This window comes from Streptomyces sp. NBC_01288 (assembly GCF_035982055.1).
In the GTDB taxonomy this organism is placed as follows: domain Bacteria; phylum Actinomycetota; class Actinomycetes; order Streptomycetales; family Streptomycetaceae; genus Streptomyces.
The window spans coordinates 332468-353173 of record NZ_CP108427.1 but is presented as its reverse complement, the minus strand read 5'-3'; the positions used below and the strand labels follow the sequence as shown (position 1 = coordinate 353173).

The window sequence follows — 20706 nt, the reverse complement described above, 5'->3', positions numbered from 1 at the left end:
AAGGGTTTGGCAACCACAACTGCAACTGAGATCAATAGTAGCACGGCGCGATCGGCCGTGTGCGGACGTTAATTTCATTTCTCATGTCGCCGACGTAGATATTGGGTTTCGTGCCGGACTACGCCAGCGCGTCGATCCAGTCACGGACGACCTTGGCCGTCGTCGCGGCGTCCTCCTCCAGCACGCTGAGATGCGTGCCGGCGGTGTCCGCCGTGTCCCGTACGCCCGGCCAGGACGAACGCCACTCCCGCGGCATGTCCGCCAGTGGCTCGGAGGCGCGCACCAACAGGGTGGGCACGTTGATGGGCTCAGGCTGCCAGCCCCGGAACATCCGGGTGTACGCACCCAGCGACAGCAGCGTCAGATCGTCCACCATCGTGTCGAAGCTCTCGCCGACCATCAGCGGAATCCGCGCGGGCAGGGACAACAGCCACGGCTCGGCCTCCCGGTCCGGGGTGACGTGGTACGAGTCGATCAGCACGAGCCCGGCCGGGGGAGCGCCGAGGTCCGCCAGCCGGGTGGCGAGCGCGTGGGCGGCCGTACCGCCCATGGAGTGACCGACCAACACGTAGCGCCGGTCGCCGAGTTGATGCCGTACGGCCGTGGCGTGCGCCTCCGTGAGCGACTCCAGGTCCCGGGCCACCGCGTCACCGTCGTCGATCCCGGAGTGCCGTACCTCGAAGACGTCCCGCTCGCCCTCGAAACAAGGGGCGAGTCCCGCGTACCAGGGGCGGCCCAGGTTGCTGGCGAAGCCGGGAACACAGACGAGGGCGGGACCCCGGGTACCGGCGGCCAGCCGCAGCGGCGGCAGCGCGTGCCGGGCGGACTCCCCGGGCCCGAAGACGGGCGCGCCGATGGACGCGGTCACCAGGAGATGCATGGCCGATACGACGTCACCGGTCTCGCAGACCTTCCTGTACAGGGCGGGCAGCGACTGCCCGGCGCCGCGCCCGCGCCCACCGGCCCGGACCGGCGACGGGACGGTCGCGGCGGAGACCTCGTCGGACAGGCCGCCGCGCAGCTCGCCGTACAGATGCTCGGCGAGCTGTTCCGTGTCCGGCCAGTCGTAGGCCACGGTGATCGCGAGGGGTGTCCCGGTCAGCAGGCTCAACCGGTTGCAGAGCATGACCCGCATCAAGGAGTCGAGGCCCAGTTCCGAGAAGTTCCGGTCGACCGCGTCGGCGTCCGTGTGCCCGAGCACACCGGCGACCTCGGTACGGATCAGCGCCCGCAGCGCGGGCAGCCGCTCGGGCGTGGGCAGCGCCGCGAGACGGTCCCGCCAGGACCCGGTGGCACCGTCCGCCGGGATGGCGGAGGAGGCCGACCGCCGCTCCGCGCGCAACAGCCCGCGCAGCGGTGGCGGAACGACCGTCCCGGCCGGGATGGCCTTCGGCGAGCGGTCCAACGGCAGGGGCGCGAGGACCGGTTCACCGCTGCCGAGCGCGGCGTCGAAGAGCACGAACGCCTGCTCGGGGGAGACCGCGCGCACCGGCCCGCCGTGAACCCGGCCGCTGCGCGCCGCCATCCCTTCCTCGTCCGCCCACGCGCCCCAGGCCAACGACAGCGCGGGCAGACCGAGTTCAGCTCGATGGCGAGCGAGCGCGTCCAGGAAGGAGTTCGCCGCCGCGTAGTTGGCCTGACCGGGATTGCCCAGCAGTCCGGCAGCAGAAGAGAACAACACGAACTGCGCCAGGGGCAGTTCCTTCGTCAACTCGTGCAACTGCCAAGCGGCCTCGGCCTTCGGCCGCATCACGGCCGCCAGCCGCTCAGGAGTCATCGAGGCCAGCACGCCGTCATCCAGGACCCCGGCCGCGTGTACTACGGCGGTCAGGTCGGGCCCGAACGTGCCGACCACGGAGGCGAGTTGGTCCCGCTCGCCGATGTCGCAGGCCACCAAGTCCACCTGCGCGCACGCCTGTTGGAGAGCGTCCCGCAACTCCGATGCGCCCGGCGCATGTTCACCACGCCGACTGAGGAGCACGAGCCGCCGAACTCCATGCCGGTCGACCAAGTGCCGGGCCAGCATCGCCCCCAGGGACCCGGTGCCACCGGTGATGAGAACAGTGCCCTCGCCGAGGGAGCCGTCGGTCGTCGGACCGGGTGCGGTCGCCAGCCGGGGAACGCTCAACATGCCGTCCCGGACGGCGATTTGGGGCTCACCGGTGGCGAGGGCGGCGGACACCTGTCGTAGCGACTCGGGGCGTCCGTCGACATCCACGAGGGTGAGACGTCCGGGGTACTCGGACTGTGCGGTCCGCAGGAGGCCCCAGACCGTGGCGGCGGGCAGGTCCGGGGAGGCCTCGGAGGCACCGCGCGTGACCACGGCCAGTCGTCCGGAACCGGTGAGATGTGTTTGCAGCAACTCCATTGCTCGCACGGTCAGTTCGTGCGCTGCGGCAACCGGGTCCGCGCTCGCGCTGTCGGGAGAGGACAAGGACGCCACGACCAACTCCGGCGTTTCCTCGGACCAGGACGACTCGTCGTCGGCGGAGGCGAGGAACGCGGCCAGGTTCAGGTCGTCCGTCTCCGACATCGCTACGGCGGGTACCTCACCGGCGGTCGGAACGCCCGTCCAGCGCAGCCGGTACAGCTCTCCGGCCGGGGTGGGACCCATCTCCGGTGCCGGTCGGGTCGTCATCGACTCCAGGCGGGCGACAGGCGCGCCCGTGGGGGTGGCGAGGTCGAGGGTGATCGAGTCCGGGCCGGTCGTCGTCATACGGACGCGCAGGGCCGTCGCGCCCGTGGCGTGCAGCGTCAACCCCCGCCAGGCGAACGGCAGTCGGGGCGTGCCGGTCGGGGGTTCGGCGAGCAGTCCGGGGTGCAGGGCGGCGTCCAGCAGGGCAGGGTGGAGCATGTGGTGCCTGGCATCCGCGACCGGCAACGGGCCTACCTCGGCGAACAGTTCCTCGCCCCGCCGCCACAACGACGTGACGCCTTGGAATGCCGGACCGTACGCCAGCCCGCCCGAGGCCGCCCGCTCGTAGGCGCCGGCGAGATCCACCCGCGTTGTACCAGCCGGCGGCCACGGCGTGAGGGAGCGCGTGCCGTCCAGGACGTTGGGGACGGCTGGGCCGAGCCGACCGGTCGCGTGCTGTGTCCAGGCGCCGAGTGCGCCGGATTCCTCGGGTCGCGCGTACACGTCCGCGCTGCGGCGCCCGGAGTCGTCCGGCTCACCCAGGACCACTTGGAGTTGGACGCCCTCGTCGTCGTCCTCGGGGAGGAACAGCGGGTTCAGCAGGGCGAGTTCCTCCAGTACGGCGAGACCGCAGAGGTCGCCCGCGTGCAGCACGAGATCGGCGAACGCGGCGCCGGGCACGAGAGTGTGCCCGCCCACGACGTGATCGCGCAGCCACGGCTGGGCCGCGCCGGACAACTTGCCCGTGCACAGCAGGCGTTCGGTGCCTGGCACCGTGACTGTCTGTGTGAGCAGCGGGTGCCCTGAACCGGCGCTCGCGTCGGCGCCGGTGTCGGGCAGCCAGTAGCGCTGCCGCTGGAAGGGATAGGTCGGCAGGCCGTCGACCCGTCGGGCGCCGCTGTCCGCGTACACCCGGTGCCAGTCCAACCGCGCACCATGGACGTGGAGTTGGCCGAGCGCGTCGAGCACCGTCCGTGGCTCGGCGCCGTCCCGGCGGGCCGCGGGGACGAAGAGGGGTTCCTCGCCCGTCCCGGCCAGGTTCGCCGCGGCCTGGGCGGTGAGCTGGGCGTCCGGGCCGATCTCGGCGAACGCGGTCACCCGTCCGTCGTGCGCCAGCCAATGCACGGCGTCCCCGAACCGCACTGCCTCACGGGCATGCCGTACCCAGTACGCGGCCGACCGCAGCTCGTCCCCGGTGGCCGGCAGCCCGGTCAGGCCCGACATCACCGGGAGGGTGGGGGAGTCGTACGTCAACTCGCCTGCCACACGCCCGAATTCGGTGAGCATCGGCTCCATGAGAGGGGAGTGGAAGGCGTGGCTGACCCGTAGCCGGACGGTACGACGGCCGCGTACCGCGAAGTGCTCCGCGAGCGCGAGGACCGGTTCCTCCGCGCCGGAGACGACGACCGCGCGGGGGCCGTTCACGGCCGCGATCGCGACCCCGTCGGACAGCTCGGAGGTCACCTCCGCCTCGGTCGCGTCGAGCGCCACCATGGCACCGCCTTCCGGCAGCTCCCGCATCAACCTCCCGCGTGCAGCGACCAGTTCGACAGCGTCCGGCTCGGACAGCACACCCGCGCAGTGGGCCGCCGCCAACTCGCCGACCGAGTGTCCGGCCAGGAACTCCGGACGCACGCCCCAAGATTCGAGCAGCCGGAAGACGGACACCTCGAAAGTGAACAGGGCGGCCTGCGCGAAGTCCGTGCGGTTCAACAGCGCGCCCGCGTCGGTGTCCCAGAGGACCGAGCGCAGCGGACGTTCCAGGTGGGCGTCGAAGCGCGCGCACAGGGCGTCGAAGGTGGCCGCGAACGCTGGGAAGGTTGCATACAACTCCCTTCCCATGCCCGTCCGCTGGGCTCCCTGACCAGTGAAGAGCAGGGCCAGGCGGGCGGCGGAGTCGGTGGTCTGTGGCGGGGCGGATTCCGCCAGGGCATCGAGGGCGGCCAGTGCCGCCGTTCGGTCGTCGGCGGTGACGGTGGCTCGGTGGGGGAGCGCGGCTCGGGCGGTGGCGAGGGTGAACGCCACGTCCGGCAAGGGGAGTTCGGGGTGCTCGCGCAGGAAGTCGGCGGTGCGTGAAGCCTGTTCGCGCAGGGCTGCCGGGCTCGCGGCGGAGAGCAGCAGTGGGGGTGTCACGGGGCGGCGAAGGGGCGGTTCGTCGACTACGGCCGCCTCGGGCTCCTCCAGGATCACGTGCGCGTTGGTCCCGCCGATACCGAACGCCGACACCGCCGCGCGTCGCGGGCGGCCGGGCTCGGGGAGCCACTCCTCGTCCTGGGACAGGAGTCGTACGGTGCCGGACGACCAGTCCACGTGGGGCGACGGTTCGTCGGCGTGGAGGGTGCGGGGGAGTCGGTCGTGGCGCATGGCCAGGACGGTCTTGATGACGCCGCCGACACCGGCGGCTGCCTGGGTGTGGCCGAGGTTGGACTTCAACGAGCCCAGCCACAGTGGGCGTTGGGCGGTGCGATCCTGGCCGTAGGTCGCGAGAAGTGCGTGAGCCTCGATCGGGTCGCCGAGTGCGGTGCCCGTGCCGTGGGCCTCCACGGTGTCGATGTCGGCCGGGGTCAGTCCCGCGTCGGCCAGCGCCGAGCGGATCACCCGTTGCTGGGCAGGGCCGTTGGGCGCGGTGAGCCCGTTGGACGCGCCGTCGGAGTTCACGGCCGAGCCGCGCAGCACTGCCAGTACGGGATGGCCGTTGCGTCGTGCGTCGGAGAGCCGTTCCAGCAGGACCAGGCCGACACCCTCGCCCCAGGCGGTGCCGTCGGCCGCCGCCGAGAAGGGCTTGCAGCGGCCGTCCGGAGCCAGCCCGCGCAGTCTGCTGAACGCGATGTACGGGCCGGGCGAGGCCATCATCGTGACCCCGCCGGCGACGGCGAGTGAGCACTCCCCGTCGCGCAGGGACCGTACCGCCGCGTGCATCGCGACCAGCGACGACGAGCACGCGGTGTCCACCGTCACGGCGGGCCCGCGCAGCCCCAGCGTGTAGGCGATACGGCCGGAGGCCACACTGCCCGCCGAACCTAGGGCGAGATGCGCCTCCAACTCGTGCCCGCCGCGGTGCAGTAGACGGCTCGCGTAGGTGGCGTGCATGACGCCGACGAAGACACCGGTGTCGCTGTCGCGCAGACCGGTGGGGGCCATGCCCGCCCGCTCCAGCAACTCCCAGCCGGTCTCCAGGAGCAGTCGCTGCTGGGGGTCGGTGGCGAGGGCCTCGCGGGGCGACATGCTGAAGAAAGCCGCGTCGAAGTCGGCCGCCCTGTCCAGGAATCCGCCCCGGCGCGTGACGGACTTGCCGAGGCGGTCGGGGTCCGGGTCGTAGAGGTCGGCCACGTTCCAGCCGCGGTCGGCGGGGAAGTCGGAGGTCGCGTCGGTGCCGTCGGCTACCAACTGCCATAGATCCTCCGGGGATTCGACTCCGCCCGGATAGCGGCAGGCCATGGCCACGATGGCGATCGGTTCCCCGGGTTCGGCGTTGTAGCTGTCTCCGGTTGTACGAGCGGGGCGGTCGCCGTGCAGCGCGTCGCGCACCAGGGTCGCCACGGCGGCGGGCGTGGGGTGGTCGAACACCAGCGTCGCGGGCAGCGCGAGCCCGGTCGCCGTGCCGAGCCGGTCGCGCAGCAGGACAGCGCCGAGCGAGGTCAATCCCTGTTCGTTGAAGGGCAGTTCAGAGTCCAGTTCGCGCACGGGTATGTCGAGAGTCCGTGCCGTCACTTCGAGAACCAGGTCGAGTACGGCGTCGGACGCGGCCGCGAGCCGCTCGCGCAGCGCGGCCGAGGCGGTCGTACGTTCCGCCGCGAGGCGCTCCGGCAGTTGCTCGGCGAGCACGGCCCGGGCGATCTTGCCCGTCGCGGTACGGGGGAGGGACGCGGTCGGATAGATCTCGTCCGGGACCTTGAACCCGGAGAGCCGCTCTCGGCAGGCGGCGAGGGCCAGTGCCGTGTCGACCCCGTCCGGGCCGGGCACGACGAACGCCACTGGCACCTCGCCCAGCACGTCGTGCCGCCTGCCGACCACGGCGGCGTCGGCGATGTCGGGGCGGGCCAGCAATACCCGCTCCACTTCGGAGGGGTTGATGTTCACACCGCCCCGGATGATCAACTCCTTGAGCCGGCCGGTGACATGGAGCTGACCGTTCGCGTCGCGCCGACCGAGATCCCCGGTGCGGTACCAGCCGTCGGTGAACGCCTCGGCGGTCGCGTCCGGGCGGTTGTGGTAGCCGGTCATCACCCCGGGACCGTGCACCCAGATCTCACCCTCGTCTCCTTCGCCGGCCTCGGCACCGGTGGACGGATCGGTGATCCGGACGTCCAGTACCAGCAGCGGGAAACCACGCGAGGGATCGTCGCGGGGGCCGTCGAGCCGCTCGATCGCGATCTTCCCGCAGGTCTCCGTGGAGCCGTACCCGTCCAACAGGGGTGCGAGCAGGGTCAGTTCGACCTCGGCTCGCAACTCGGGGGAGCAGGGCGCGCCTCCGCTGACACACACGCGCAGGGAGGGTGGCACCGGACGCGCGGTCTCCCGTAGCGACTCCAGCAGGAGGCGGTAGGTCGCGGGCACGCCGCCCAGGATCGTGAACTGCTCAGCGGTGAGCGCCTCGGCGAGGTTCGCGCCCGGCGCGAGGACGCGCGCGGTCGCACCGACCGAGAGGACGCCCAACAGGCACACGGAGTGGCCGAGGGCGTGGAACATCGGCAACGGCCAGAGCAGTAGGTCCTGTTGCCTCAGTCCGAACGCCGGTACATAGGCCTCCGTCACCGACCACAGTCCCGAACGCTGGGTGGAGACAACGCCCTTGCTCTGCCCGGTGGTGCCCGAGGTGTAGTGGATCCAGGCCGGTTCGTCGAGATCGAGGTCGTCACGGGGTGCCGTACCCGAATCCGTACCGGCGAGGCTCTCGAAGGCGATCGTGCCCTCGGGCGGGTCGTCCTGTCCGACAACGATCACCCGTTGTACGGAGGCGAGTTGGGTGGGCGGTTCCTCGCTCACCATGGCCACGGCGCCGCTGTCGTCGAGGAAGTACGCCAACTCCTCTTCCGACGCACCGGGGTTGAGCAGCACGCCGATCGCGTCGGCGCGCAGCACACCGAGCCAGGTCTCCACCAGCTCCACCCGGTTGCCCAGATGGATCGCGACCCGGTCCCCACGCCGAATTCCGAGCCGCACCAGATGTCCCGCCACTCGGCCGGTGCGCTGCTCCAACTCCCGGTAGGTGACGGCACGTCGGTCGTCCCGGTATGCGGTCTTCTCGCCGATCCGAGTCGCGTGCTCCCGCAGGATGTCCGGCAGTGTACGCACCGACTCGCCCCCGTAAATTACCATTCCCGCCCTTTCGTTCCCCCACCGCGAGCGGTCACCGTACGACAGTCGCCGTCGGACGGCGGCATAGGGCACGCTCTACGGCATGGTGATGTGCGATTACTTCTCGGCCGCGAGTGACGAGGCTGCCGTCGGCGTCCTCGACGGGCCGGGCGGGCCCGATCCGTCGGTGTTCGACGTGCTGTCCCTCAAGGGCATCGACCCGGTGGTCGTGATGGCGCGGCTCGAAGGCATCCTCACCGACTGCACCTACGACGAGGCGCCCGCCCGCCCCCGCTCCGGGCAACTGCTCTCGGACCCCGAGGCCGAGGCAGCCGTCGTCATCAGCGTCTCCGACACCCTCCGGGACGCCCTGGCCACGGCGTCCGATAAGCGACTGGAACTGGCGGCAGGGCCGTTCGCGGCTGTCGAAGAACTGAGATTCACGCCCACCAAGACGGCGGAACTGCTCCATCGGTTGTCCGGCCTGGCCAGGAGAGCATCAGCGGAGAACCGGCGGCTGTACTGCTGGTGGGCCCTGTGACAACCACAACTCGGCAGTCAGGAGCGGCCCTTGACCACCCCCGGTGACCCGTCGACACCCGAGCCGCTCGGTCCGTCATCTCTGGCCTGGCGGTACTTCAGCGACTGGCGGGGCATGCTGATCGGCCTCTGGGCCGGGTCGATGCAGAACATGCACCCCGCCCTCGGCGCCGGAGTCGAGGAACACTCAGAGTTCTTCGAGGAGCGCTGGGAACGCCTGCTCCGCTCGCTCTACCCGATCGCCGGAGTGATCTACGACGGCCCGGACGCGGCCCGTACCGCACGCGAGGTCCGCGACTATCACGCCGGTATCAAGGGGGTTGACAGCCAGGGGCGCCGCTATCACGCCCTCGACCCGGACACCTTCTTCTGGGCGCACGCGACCTTCGTCATGGTCCCGGTGCTGCTGTGCCAGTACTTCGGCCGGCCGCTGACGGAGGAACAGAAGGAGCGGTTCTACGCCGAGAGCCTTCAGTGGTACCGGCTCTACGGGGTCAGCGACCGGCCCGCTCCCGCCAACTGGGCAGGATTCACCGCCTACTTCGAGCGGATGTGCGCCGACACCCTGGAGGACAACTGGGCGGCACGTGCCGTGCTCGACATCCGCCGCATAGGCAAGCCGCCTTTTGTGAAGTGGCTGCCGGACGTGGTGTGGCGGATGATCCGGGGGCCGCTGACCCGGCCTTTCGTGTGGCTCACCGTCGGGATGTATCCGTCCGCGGTGCGCGCCAAGTTGGGCTATCGCTGGTCGCGTCGGAGCGCGGTCGGGCTCTGGCTGGTGGGCCGTACCGTCGCGCTCGGCTGGCATCTCGTGCCGTTCGAGCGGCGCTACCACCCGCGGGCCCGGGCCGCTTGGCGGCGGGCGCGCGGTCTCGCCGTAGGACCGGTCGAGACGCCGCGACGGAATCTGCCGCCGGTGGAGCGCAGGGGTGACGGCAAGCACTACGCGCCCGATGTGTAGCCGTCGACGAGTGGTTGTCCTCGCGGCGGGGCTCAGCCCAGGACGTCGGGTTCTTCCTCCACGACGAGGTCGGCCAGGAGGTTGAAGTTGTGGCGGGCCATGTTGGCGTTGCTGAACTGCCGGTGGGCCAGGGTGACTTCCTCCTCGGTCATGACGCGGGGCTTGCCGGCGGCGTCGGCGAGGAGCTGCATCTGGCAGGCGCGGTCCATGGTGATGAACCACCACGCGGCCTCCTCGACGGACCGCCCGACCGTCAGCAGGCCGTGGTGGCGGAGGATCGCGGCCCGCCGGTCGCCGAGCCGGACGGCGATCCGCTCGCCCTCGGTCCGCTCCAGCACCAGGCCCTTGTACTCGTCGAACAGCACGTGGTCGTCGTAGAAGGCGCAGGACTCCTGAACGATCGGGTCCAGGAGCTTGTCGAGTGAGGCGAAGGCCCTGCCGTGGATGGTGTGGGCGTGCGCCACGGCCACGACGTCCGGGCGGGCCTGGTGGATGGAGGAGTGGATCCAGAAGGCGGCCTTGTTGGTCCGGCGCTCGCCCTCGACGACCCGGCCCTCCTCGTCGATGAGGAGCAGGTCGCTGACGCGGATCTTGGAGAAGTGCACCGCGTACGGGTTGACCCAGAACCGGTCGGGGAACTCGGGGTCCCGCGCGGTGATGTGTCCGGCGATGCCCTCGTCGAAGCCGTAGCGGGCGAAGATCCGGAACGCCGCCGCCAACTGCCGCTTGCGATGGGCGCGTTCGGCCTCGATGGTCTCGCGACTCTCCGCCAGGCGAGGAATGTCCAGTTCCTCGGTGTTCTCGAAGTCGATGTCGTTGCTGCCGGTGGTGAGGGACATCGGTACGTCCTTTCCGGGGCGCGGCGAATTTCTTTCAGGCTGCAACCATCTTCCGGTCTGTGTCAACCTCATAGGCAAGAAATATTGCCTCATGGGTACTGGCGGCCAACCCCTTCAGTCACCTCTGCGCCACGCGCCCAGCACCATGAGCGTCTTCGTGCCGATCACGGCGCCGGTGCGCCGGAGGCGGTCGATGACGTCTCTCAGGTGCTGCACGTTGGTCACCCGGACGCGGACCAGGGCGTCGGGGTCACCCGCGACGGTGAAGACCTCCAGGGCTTCCGGGACGCTGGTGGCGGCCATCGTGATCGCCTCGACCTTGACGTCGCCGGCGAACCGCAGCTCGACGAACGCCTCGAAGCCGGAGCCCAGCTTGCCGTGGTCGAGGGTGACCGTGTAGCCGGCGATGACTCCGACCCGCTCCAGCCGGTCGACCCGGCGTTTGACCGCCGACGGCGAGAGGCTGACCCGTTCCGCGATCTCCGTCATCGTCCGGCGGCCGTCCTCGACCAGCAGCTCCAGAATCGCGCGGTCGACGCTGTCGATGAGTGCCGTGTCGGTCATGTGGGCCTCCTCTTCTTCTTCGTGGCGCTCGTTCTGTGCGGGCGAACTTGGTCTCGCTCGACTTTTTTGCATCACATGCAAGATACCCGCAACTTAATTGCCATCGCCTGTGTCCCGCCGGTCCACTGACAACGCCTGCAACTGGTCGGCGACCGCCGTTCGAGGGCGTGAGGAAGGGACCCAGCGGTGAAGGTTGAGCGCGAACTACCGTCCGGCGAAGCCCGGGAGCTGTTGGAGCTGACGGTCGACATCGCGGACAAGGAACTCGCCCCGCGCGCAGCGGAGTTCGAGGAAGAGGGCCGCTTTCCTCGTGAGGTGTTCGGCGTCCTGGGCGAGGCGGGGCTGCTGACCCTTCCGTTCGGCGAGGACGTCGGGGGAGGGGGCCAGCCCTACGCCGTCTACCTGCAAGTACTCGAAGAGCTGGCCGCCCGGTGGGCCGCTGTCGCCGTCGGTGTCAGCGTCCACACGCTGTCGTGCCACCCCGTCTCGGCCTTCGGCTCCGCGGCACAGCGGCAAACGCTGCTGCCGTGGCAGCTGAGCGGCGCCGCACTCGGTGCCTACTGCCTGTCGGAGGAGCACGCGGGTTCCGACCCCAGCGCCATTCGGGCCGGCGCGACACGTGACGGCGAGGCGTGGGTGGCCCGTGGCACCAAGGCCTGGGTCACGCATGGCGGTGAGGCCGACTTCTACACCGCCTTCCTGCGTACGTCCGCGGACCCGCGCAACGGCATCTCCTGCTTCCACGTGGACGCCCGCTCGCCCGGCCTGAGCGCGGGTGCTCCGGAGCGCAAGATGGGGCTGCGGAGTTCGACCACCACGGTGATGCACTTCGACGATGTGCAGATCCCCGGCGACCGGCTGATCGGCGAGCCCGGCCAGGGGCTGAAGATCGCGCTGTCCGCACTCGACGCCGGCCGGCTCGGCATCGCCGCGGTCGCGGTCGGGATCGCGCAGGCGGCGCTCAATCACGCGGTCGACTACGCCCGTGAGCGACAGACGTTCGGCCGTCGCATCATCGAGCACCAGGGCGTCGGGTTCCTGCTCGCCGACATGGCCGCGCGCACCGAGGCGGCCCGCGCCACCTACCTGGTCGCCGCCCGACGCAAAGATGTCGGCCAGACGTTCAGCCGCCAGGCCAGCATCGCCAAACTCATCGCGACGGACACCGCCATGGCCGTGACCACCGACGCCGTGCAGGTCCTCGGCGGTGCCGGATACGTCCGTGAGCACCCCGTGGAGCGCTATATGCGCGAGGCGAAGATCACGCAGATCTTCGAGGGTACCAACCAGATCCAGCGCATGGTCATCGGCCGCCATCTCGCCGACTCCTGAACTCGGCCTCGTTTCCTACGACTTGCACCTTTCCTGGGCTTTGCAGGTTTCCGACGACTTGAAGGAAGGCGGGCACCGTGACATCTCGCGATGCTGTTGCCGTCATAGCGGGAGGCGGCTCGGGGCTGGGGCGGGCGACCGCACACCGGCTGCACCGACAGGGCCGCACCGTCGTGCTGTTGGACCTCCCGAACAGCCAAGGGGAGGCCGCGGCCGCCGCGTTGGGGGAGCGCGCCCACTTCGTCGCGGCGGACGTGACCGATCCGGACCAGGTGCGGCAGGCCTTCGCCCACGCGGCAGAGCACGGGCCGGTGCGCGCCGCGGTCAACTGCGCCGGAATCGCGACGCCCGGCCGCATCCTGGGCAAGCGGGGAGTGCTGCCCGCCGAGGACTTCCGGCGCGTGGTCGAGATCAATCTGCTCGGCACCTTCCACGTGCTCGCCGCCGCTGCCGCCGTCATGGCCGACAACGCCCCGGACAACGGGGATCGGGGCGTCATCGTCTGCACCGCGTCCATCGCCGCCTACGACGGCCAGATCGGCCAGGCCGCGTACGCCGCGAGCAAGGGCGGGGTGGTCTCGCTGACCCTCTCCGCGGCCCGGGACCTCGCAGACTCGGCCATCCGCGTGGTCACGGTCGCGCCGGGGCTGTTCGACACCCCGCTCCTGTCGGGCCTGCCGGAGAAGGCACGGACCCAATTGGGCGCCGCCGTACCGCATCCGTCCCGTCTTGGCTCCCCGGACGAGTACGCCGCGCTGGTCACCCACATCCTCGACAACCCGATGCTCAACGGCGAGGTCATCCGCCTCGACGGCGCCCTGCGCATGGCCCCGCGCTGAACCCCCGTACCGACAAGGCCCGTTGACCCGCTCTCCTCGTCGAGAGCGTAGCCCGGAAAGAGAGCACGCATGGCACACGCCGTACAAGACCCGCCGTCGGAAACGTCACTGGCCGATCCGCCCATCCAACTACTCGACCCAGCAGGGAACTTGGGTACGGACTGCCGGCTGCCCCTCGACCCGGCGACCGTCGACCTCCCCGCCCTCTACCGTGACATGACACTCGTCCGCCGCCTGGACACGGAGGCCATCGCCCTTCAGCGGCAAGGGGAGTTGGGCCTGTGGCCGTCGCTTCGCGGCCAGGAGGCGGCACAGGTCGGAGCCGCGTACGCGCTGTACGACCGGGACATGGTCTTCCCCACCTACCGCGAGCACGGCGTGGCGTGGTGCCGCGGCCTCGACCCAGTGTCGCTCCTCGGACTCTTCCGGGGGACCACGCTGGGCGGTTGGGACCCCTACGAACACCACTTCAACCTGTACACGCTGGTCATCGGCGCACAGACCCTGCACGCGGTCGGCTACGCGATGGGCCTGTACCGGGACGGCAGCACCGGCTCGGGCGACCCCGAGCGCGACACGGCCGTGCTGGCGTTCCTCGGCGACGGCGCGCTGAGCGAGGGCGAGACGAACGAGGCGTTCATCTGGGCCGCCGCCCAGAACCTGCCGGTGGTCTTCTTCTGCCAGAACAACCAGTGGGCCATCTCCGCCCCCTACAGCGTGCAGAGCCGGATCCCCGCGGCCCAACGCGCCGCCGGATACGGCTTTCCGGGCATACGCGTCGACGGCAACGACGTACTGGCCTGCCTCGCCGCGACGCGCCAGGCGCTGGACCGGGCGCGAACCGGCGGTGGCCCGACGCTGATCGAGGCGGTCACCTACCGCGTCAACGCCCATACGACGGCCGACGACGCGACGCGTTACCGGGCCGCCGAGGAGACCGAGGACTGGACCGCCCGGGACCCTCTGGAGCGGCTGCGCGCCCATCTCCAGTCGACGGGCGCCGTGACCGACGAGTACTTCACCGACCTCGAAGCGCGCGAGCGGGACCTGGCCGAACAACTGCGCGCCGACTGCCGCGCGTTGGCCGACCCCGACGCGTCCTCTCCCTTCGAGCACACCTACGCGCGGATGCCCGCCGATCTGCGCCAACAGCTGCGCCAGCACATGGAGTTCGTCCCCACCGGCCCGCAGGACGGAGAGCGGACATGACCGTTTCCATGGTCAAGGCCCTCAACGACGGCCTGCGCCAAGCCCTTTCCGACGATCCCCACGTCCTGCTCATGGGCGAGGACATCGGCCGGCTCGGCGGTGTGTTCCGCGTGACGGACGGACTGCGCAAGGAGTTCGGGGACCTGAGAGTCGTCGACACCCCGCTGGGCGAGGCAGGCATCGTCGGAGCGGCGATCGGCCTCGCGATGCGCGGCTACCGGCCGGTCTGCGAGATCCAGTTCGACGGCTTCGTCTACCCGGCCGTGAACCAGATCATCACCCAGCTCGCCAAACTCCGGCACCGCTCGGCGGGCCGCATCTCCCTGCCCGTCGTGATCCGCATCCCGTACGGCGGTGGCATCGGCTCGATCGAGCACCACTCGGAGTCACCGGAGACGTACTTCGCCCACACGGCCGGGCTGAAGGTGGTCACCTGCGCCACCCCGAACGACGCGTTCCACATGATCCGGCAGGCCGTGGCCGAGGACGACCCCGTGGTGTTCCTCGAACCCAAGCGGCACTACTGGACCAAGGGAGAGGTCGACCCGGCCTCGGCGCTCCCGCTGGAGCAGGCCGTCGTCCGCCGCGCGGGAACGGACGTGACGCTGATCGCCTACGGCCCGACCGTGCCGGTCGCCCTGGAGGCGGCCGACGTCGCGGCGGAGGAGGGCCGCAGCGTGGAGGTCGTAGATCTGCGCAGCCTGTCTCCGTGGGACGTCACGACCGTCCGCGCGTCCGTGCACCGCACCGGCCGAGCCGTCGTCGTCCATGAGGCCGCCTTCTCGCACGGGTTCGGCGCCGAGGTCGCCGCGCGGTTGCAGGACGAGGAGTTCCACTTCCTCGAAGCACCCGTCGTACGGGTCACGGGATACGACACCCCCTACCCGCCCAGCCGGCTGGAGTCGGACTGGCTGCCCGGTGTCGACCGGGTCCTCAACGCCATTGACCGCAGCCTGAGTTACTAGGAGGGGCGCCGTCATGACGAGCCCGCAGCAGTTCTTGCTCCCCGACGTCGGCGAGGGTCTGACGGAGGCGGAGATCCTCGCCTGGTCGGTCCGGCCCGGTGATGTCGTCGAGGTCAACCAGATCATCGTCGAGGTGGAGACGGCCAAGGCCGCTGTCGAACTTCCCTCGCCCTACGCCGGCGTGGTCAGCGCCCTCCACGCGGAGGTGGGCGACCTGCTTCCGGTCGGCAGGCCGCTCATCACGATCGACACCGACACACCGGGCGAGGCGGCGGGCGGAGCGCCGGACGCCGGGGCGGTGCGGCTGCCGGACGCGGAACAGGCCGCACTGCTGGTCGGCTACGGTCCACAGGGCACCGGCGCCGGTCGCCGCAGGAGGCGCCCCGCCCCCGCCCCCGCACAGCCGCAACGTGCGGACAGCGTTGAGGTCGGCGCGCCGGAGCCTGCCGCAGCTCGGCCGGCGGCGAAACCGCCGGTGCGCAAACTCGCCAAGGATCTCGGGGTCGACCTGACGACCGTCGCGCCCACTGGACCCGGGAACACCATCACCCGCGAAGACGTCCACGAGGCCGCCCGAGGCGCGACCCCGCAGACCGCTCCCGCGCCGGACGCCTCTCGGAATACCGAAACCCGCATACCGGTCAGGGGAGTTCGCAGGCACACGGCCGCCGCCATGGTCGCCTCCGCCTTCACCGCGCCGCACGTCACCGAGTTCATCACCGTCGACGTCACCGCCACCATGCGTCTTCGTGAACTCGTCGCGGGGCGCCGGGAGTTCCGCGATCTGCGGGTCACTCCGCTGCTGTTCTTCGCCCGGGCCTTTCTGGTCGCGCTGGCCAAGACCTCTGAGGCGAACAGCAGTTGGGACGAGGCGGCGCAGGAGATCGTCCTGAAGCACTACGTCAATCTCGGTGTGGCGGCGGCGACCGATCGCGGTCTGGTCGTGCCGAACATCAAGGGCGCGGACCGGATGTCGTTGCACGAGCTGGCCCAGGCGCTGGCGGACCTTACAGCGACCGCCCGAGCCGGCCGCACCTCCCCTCAGGACATGACCGGCGGCACCGTCACGCTGACCAACGTGGGGGTGTTCGGCGTCGACACCGGTACGCCGATCCTCAACCCGGGGGAGGCCGCGATCCTCGCCGTCGGAGCTGTCCGCCGTATGCCCTGGGTCGTCCAGGACGACGACGGAAACGAACGCATCGAGCCTCGCTGGGGCACCCAGCTGGCGCTCTCCTTCGACCACCGGCTCATGGACGGCAGGCAGGGTTCCGAGCTGCTGGCCAATACCGCGCAGATCCTTCAGGAACCGGGGCTGGCGATGCTGTGACGACTGCCGTACCGATCGACCTGTTGGCCTAAGAGGCAACTTATTTTGCCCATGAGGTTGACGTGGGTAGGGCAGGACCGTGACTCTGTGGGAAGACCGAGGGGTTCTGGAATCTCATGAGGAGCGGGCCATGGCTACGTTCGTACTCGTACACGGTTCATGGGGCGGTGGCTGGGTGTGGGACCGGTTGCGCCCCTTGCTGGAGAGCGCCGGCCACACGGTTCTCACGCCCACGCTGACCGGCCTCGCCGAGCGGCGCGAACTCTCCGCGCCGGACGTCGGCCTGAGCGTGCACGCGCGGGAGATCGCCGAACTCCTCGAATCCGAAGGGGTGGTGGACGCGATCCTCGTAGGGCACAGCTACGGCGGGATGGTGGTCACGGGAGCGGCCGCGCTCGCCCCCGACCGGGTCGGGCAGGTGGTGTACGCGGACGCGTTCGCCCCCGTGACCGGTGAGTCGGCGTTCACGATGCTGCCGTGGCTGGAGAAGGCGTTCTCCGAGTCGCCGGGGCCCGCCGAGTGGGAGGTGGCGGCGCTCGACCCCGGGCTGCTCGGGGCGGACGACGAGGGGGCGGCCTGGCTTTCGAGCAGGCTGACACCGATGCCGCGCTTCACCCACGAGGAGCCGCTCGGTCCCGGGAGCGAGGACGCGCTGGCGAGCAGGGCGGTCACCTACATCTACTGCGCGGATCAGGCCCTCTTCACCGATATCGCCGCCTCGGCGGAGAAACGGGGATTCCGGGTCGTGGCACTGCGCGATGTCACCCATGTCGGGCTGCTGACGAGCCCGCACATCCTTGAACGCGAGCTGCTGAACCTCGTGTAGAGGGAGACCGTTCGATGTACCTATCAGGCCCGCTCTCTTGCCTCAGAGGCATGTTAGTGTGCGGGAATGCCGATCGAGGACACTGATCTCTGGGTTGCCCAACGCCTCAAGGACATGCGGGGCGAGCGCGGCATCACCCTGACGACACTGGCCGAACAGACCGGCATTTCCTCGGCGCATCTCTCGCGCCTGGAGAAGGGTGTACGCAAGCCGTCCATCGGCAGCCTGCTCCAGATCGCCCGCGTCTACGGCGTATCCATCAGCGAGTTGGTGCAGGAACCCGATCAGGACGACTTCCATCTGGTGCGTGCCGACGCGGCGATGACGCGTGACGGGCAGGACGGCCGGTACACCGTACTGAGCGGGCCGCGGGAAACCATGTCCGTCATCCGGCTCGAATTGACAGCCGGCAAGAACACCAAGACCGCGCGGCACGTCGGCGAAGAATGGCTGCATGTGCTGTCAGGGGCGATCACACTCGATATCTCGGGAGTCTCGCTTCAGCTCGACACCGGGGATTCGGTGCACTTCGATTCGTCGAAGGAGCATCGCCTCACCAACAAGGACGATGCCGTCGCGACCGTCCTGATCGCATCAACAGCGGCAACTGTTCCGATGCGGCACCCCATTCCGGCCTCGTCACGTCGCAACTCGGCGGACTCGCGCTGAGAATCGCGTGAACGCGCAGGGTGCACATCGGTGATTCCAGGAAAATGAGGAAGGCTCCCGATGTCGTCACCCGTCGCACTGAATCCTGCCGAACTCCCGCCCCTCACCGGCGTGATCTCCCACGGCCTGGCCATTCCTGACCTCGGTCTCCTTTACACGTCCGGGCAGGTCGCCTGGGATGCCAAGGGGGAACTCGTCGGTCGAGACGACCTGGCGGCGCAGTTCACCAAGGCCTACGAGAACATCGACGCGGTGCTGGCCGCCGGCGGTTCGAGCCGTAGCAAAATCATCAAGGAGACGATCCATCTCGTCGGGTACGACACCGACAACGCGGAGCAGTTGATCGGGCTCATCGCCGGCTCCCGGGGAGAAGGGCAGACACCGCCCGCGAGTACGTGCGTGGGTGTGGAGACGCTCTTCGCGGAGGGCTTTCTGGTCGAGATCGAGGTGGTCGCGACCTTGTGAGTCCCAGCTTCTGCCAGTGGGTGGTGGCCCCGGTAGCATCGATCGGTGACCAAGACACCAGGCGCTGCCCCGACCAAGGTCGGCATCACACTCGACCGTGTGGTCGAGGCCGCATTCGTGGTCCTGCAACGGGACGGCATCGCCAAACTGTCCGCCCGGGCGATCGCGGCCGAACTCAACGTCCGGATGAACACGGTCATGTGGCACATCCGGACCAAGGACCGACTGCTCGGCCTGATGGCGGAATCCATCCTGGGCGAGGTCGACCTGGAGAACCTGCACGGCGACTGGCGCGGGCAAGTGGCCGAACTGCTAGGGCGGTTGAGGCAGGCGATGCTCGGACACCGGGACGGCGCCCTGCTCGTCGCCGGGACCTTTCCCGTCGAACCGAACACGTTGGCCTTTTCCGAGCGGATGGTGACGGTCCTCTTCGAGGGCTGCCCCACCCGCAAGTCGGCCGCGTGGACGTCGTGGAGCCTCTTCTATTTCACGCTCGGGCTTGTTCAGGAAGAACAGGCGACACCGGCCGCGTTCCACGATCGACTCCGAGAAACGGTGGACGAGCAGCATTTCCCGGGCCTCCACTCGGTGCTGGAGGACTACGTCTCCATCGACTACAGCGAGCGCTTCGACTTCGGAATCGAGCAGATCCTCCAGTCGGCCCCGACGACCAAACCGCGCCCCCGGGCAGGGAGTTGACGGTGCGTCAGGGCGTCGTAGCGCTCGCTGTACTCTGATCGAGGATGTGCCGTCGCGTCTTGGGGTCAGAACGCGTTTTTGGCGACCTCGTCCCAATTCCGCCACTCGTCGAGCCGCGCCTGGTACTCCTTGCTGATCCTTTCCAGTGGGCCTTGACCGAAGAAGATCCGGAGGGGCGGCTGTTCCGCGTCGACCACGGTGAGAATCGCCGCTCGCGTCGCGGTCGGGTCGCCGCGCCGGGAGGAGATCCCCGACATGGCCGCGCGGAAATCGTCGTAGGCCGGAAGGTGCTCGGTCTGCACCGCGGAGGGTCCCGCCCATTCGGTGGCGTAGCCGGCCGGTTCGACCAGGGTGACCTTGATGCCGAAGGCCTTCACCTCGGCGGCGAGGCTCGCGGTGAAGCCTTCCAGGGCGAACTTGGAGGCGTGGTAGATGCCGAGTCCGGGCAGTGAGGTGAGGCCACCGATGGACGACACCTGGATGATGTGGCCGGAGCCGCGGGCGCGGAGGTGGGGGAGCACCGCCTGGGTGACCCAGAGCGCGCCGAACACGTTGATCTCGATCTGGTCGCGGGCCTGCCGCTCGGACACTTCCTCGACCATGCCGAACAGGCCGTAGCCCGCGTTGTTGATGACGACGTCGAGCTCGCCGAACGTGTCGACCGCCCGCTGCACGGCCTCGAACGCGGCCGTCCGGTCGGCGACGTCGACGCGCAGCGGCAGCACGGCGTCGCCGTACTTCTCGACCAGGTCGTCGAAGGCGGCTGCGGAACGGCTGGTCGCGGCGACCCTGTCGCCTCGTTCGAGCGCGGCTTCCGCCCATTCCCGGCCGAATCCCTTCGAGGCTCCGGTGATGAACCACGTCTTCGCCATGATCTTCCTCCTGGAGTGCATGCTCTTGTTCAGTGACCAACACGACAAGTGAACTTGGTCAGTGACCAAGATGTCAACTCCAGGCGGATCCCTTGTGCGGTGACCAAGCGGTGCGATATGGTCTTGGTCGGTGACCAAGGTTAATTTGGGTGCGAAAGGATCATTTCGAGCAATGAACGCGACTGAGCGCCATCGGGATTTCTTCCACGGCATGTTCACGTGGATATCCGGTCTGAGCGACGCCGGGAATCGCGCCCTCGACGAGATTCACCGATTCTGGGCGGCCGACGCGCGCATCATCACCTGCGGTCACGTCAGGGCGGCCGGCATCGAGGAGCTGCGGAAGCACTTCGGGATCTATCCCCGGCAATACGAAGAGGTGGAGATCCGGGAGCCGTACTACACGTACCTGGAGTCGGGGGACGAAGTCGTCATCGAGTACGACATCCTGATCCGCGGGCGAGATCGTGAAGGTGCCGCGGGCGATGGGGACGCCGGGCGGCAGGAATTCCGGGTGATCGCGATCTTCTCCATCACCGACGGCAGGATCTCGGAAATGCGTCAGGTCTCCGGCGTCAGGGCGGGAGACGCCTGACCGCCGCCGCGGCCCATGCCCAACGCGCCCTGATCCGTGCCCCGTTGCGGGGGAGGCGCGGATCAGGG

At 69.6% G+C, this 20706-nt stretch carries 16 protein-coding genes; 12 read left to right on the top strand and 4 right to left on the bottom strand.

What is annotated here, in order from left to right:
• Positions 1 to 118: 118 nt before the first annotated feature.
• A complete protein-coding gene (locus tag OG194_RS01670; RefSeq protein ID WP_442811477.1) occupies positions 119 to 7954 on the bottom strand; it encodes an alpha/beta fold hydrolase in 7836 nt (2611 codons plus the stop codon).
• Between the two features lie 82 nt (positions 7955 to 8036).
• Between OG194_RS01670 and OG194_RS01665 the strand changes: the two genes are divergently transcribed.
• Positions 8037 to 8474, top strand: a complete 438-nt coding sequence (locus OG194_RS01665; RefSeq protein WP_327398982.1) for a hypothetical protein — start codon at positions 8037 to 8039, stop codon at positions 8472 to 8474.
• Between the two features lie 30 nt (positions 8475 to 8504).
• Positions 8505 to 9434, top strand: coding sequence for an oxygenase MpaB family protein (locus OG194_RS01660; RefSeq protein ID WP_327398981.1), 930 nt, complete (start codon positions 8505 to 8507; stop codon positions 9432 to 9434).
• Between the two features lie 32 nt (positions 9435 to 9466).
• Here the strand turns inward: OG194_RS01660 and OG194_RS01655 are convergent, their stop codons facing one another.
• Entirely contained in the window at positions 9467 to 10273 is an 807-nt protein-coding gene (locus OG194_RS01655; protein WP_327398980.1) for a class II aldolase/adducin family protein, read from the bottom strand.
• 114 nt (positions 10274 to 10387) lie between these two features.
• Complete coding sequence (locus tag OG194_RS01650; RefSeq protein ID WP_327398979.1) at positions 10388 to 10837, bottom strand: Lrp/AsnC family transcriptional regulator; 450 nt, start codon at positions 10835 to 10837, stop codon at positions 10388 to 10390.
• Positions 10838 to 11023: 186 nt separating this feature from the next.
• On the opposite strand from OG194_RS01650, the gene OG194_RS01645 reads away from it, so the two are divergent.
• From OG194_RS01645 to OG194_RS01605, 9 genes are all read left to right on the top strand, one after another.
• The gene (locus OG194_RS01645; protein WP_327398978.1) at positions 11024 to 12169 is read left to right on the top strand and encodes an acyl-CoA dehydrogenase family protein; all 1146 of its coding nucleotides are present in this window, start codon (positions 11024 to 11026) and stop codon (positions 12167 to 12169) included.
• Between the two features lie 77 nt (positions 12170 to 12246).
• Positions 12247 to 13008 (top strand): SDR family NAD(P)-dependent oxidoreductase, encoded by a 762-nt coding sequence (locus OG194_RS01640; protein ID WP_327398977.1) that lies wholly within the window; start codon positions 12247 to 12249, stop codon positions 13006 to 13008.
• A gap of 69 nt (positions 13009 to 13077) precedes the next feature.
• Entirely contained in the window at positions 13078 to 14217 is a 1140-nt protein-coding gene (locus tag OG194_RS01635; RefSeq protein WP_327398976.1) for a thiamine pyrophosphate-dependent dehydrogenase E1 component subunit alpha, read from the top strand.
• Entirely contained in the window at positions 14214 to 15182 is a 969-nt protein-coding gene (locus tag OG194_RS01630; RefSeq protein ID WP_327398975.1) for an alpha-ketoacid dehydrogenase subunit beta, read from the top strand. The genes OG194_RS01635 and OG194_RS01630 overlap by 4 nt, the downstream gene beginning before the upstream one ends.
• Before the next feature lie 13 nt (positions 15183 to 15195).
• On the top strand, positions 15196 to 16512 hold the full coding sequence (locus tag OG194_RS01625) for a dihydrolipoamide acetyltransferase family protein (protein ID WP_327398974.1): 1317 nt from the start codon (positions 15196 to 15198) through the stop codon (positions 16510 to 16512).
• A gap of 130 nt (positions 16513 to 16642) precedes the next feature.
• Positions 16643 to 17338: an alpha/beta hydrolase gene (locus tag OG194_RS01620; RefSeq protein ID WP_327398973.1), complete on the top strand. Its 696-nt coding sequence runs from the start codon at positions 16643 to 16645 to the stop codon at positions 17336 to 17338.
• A gap of 66 nt (positions 17339 to 17404) precedes the next feature.
• Entirely contained in the window at positions 17405 to 18007 is a 603-nt protein-coding gene (locus OG194_RS01615; protein WP_327398972.1) for a helix-turn-helix domain-containing protein, read from the top strand.
• 60 nt (positions 18008 to 18067) lie between these two features.
• A complete protein-coding gene (locus OG194_RS01610; RefSeq protein ID WP_327398971.1) occupies positions 18068 to 18472 on the top strand; it encodes a RidA family protein in 405 nt (134 codons plus the stop codon).
• 45 nt (positions 18473 to 18517) lie between these two features.
• Positions 18518 to 19171, top strand: a complete 654-nt coding sequence (locus OG194_RS01605; RefSeq protein WP_327398970.1) for a TetR/AcrR family transcriptional regulator C-terminal domain-containing protein — start codon at positions 18518 to 18520, stop codon at positions 19169 to 19171.
• 65 nt (positions 19172 to 19236) lie between these two features.
• Here the strand turns inward: OG194_RS01605 and OG194_RS01600 are convergent, their stop codons facing one another.
• Positions 19237 to 20043: an SDR family NAD(P)-dependent oxidoreductase gene (locus OG194_RS01600; protein WP_327398969.1), complete on the bottom strand. Its 807-nt coding sequence runs from the start codon at positions 20041 to 20043 to the stop codon at positions 19237 to 19239.
• A 130-nt stretch (positions 20044 to 20173) separates the two neighbouring features.
• Between OG194_RS01600 and OG194_RS01595 the strand changes: the two genes are divergently transcribed.
• The gene (locus tag OG194_RS01595; RefSeq protein ID WP_327398968.1) at positions 20174 to 20638 is read left to right on the top strand and encodes a nuclear transport factor 2 family protein; all 465 of its coding nucleotides are present in this window, start codon (positions 20174 to 20176) and stop codon (positions 20636 to 20638) included.
• The last annotated feature ends 68 nt before the right edge of the window (positions 20639 to 20706 follow it).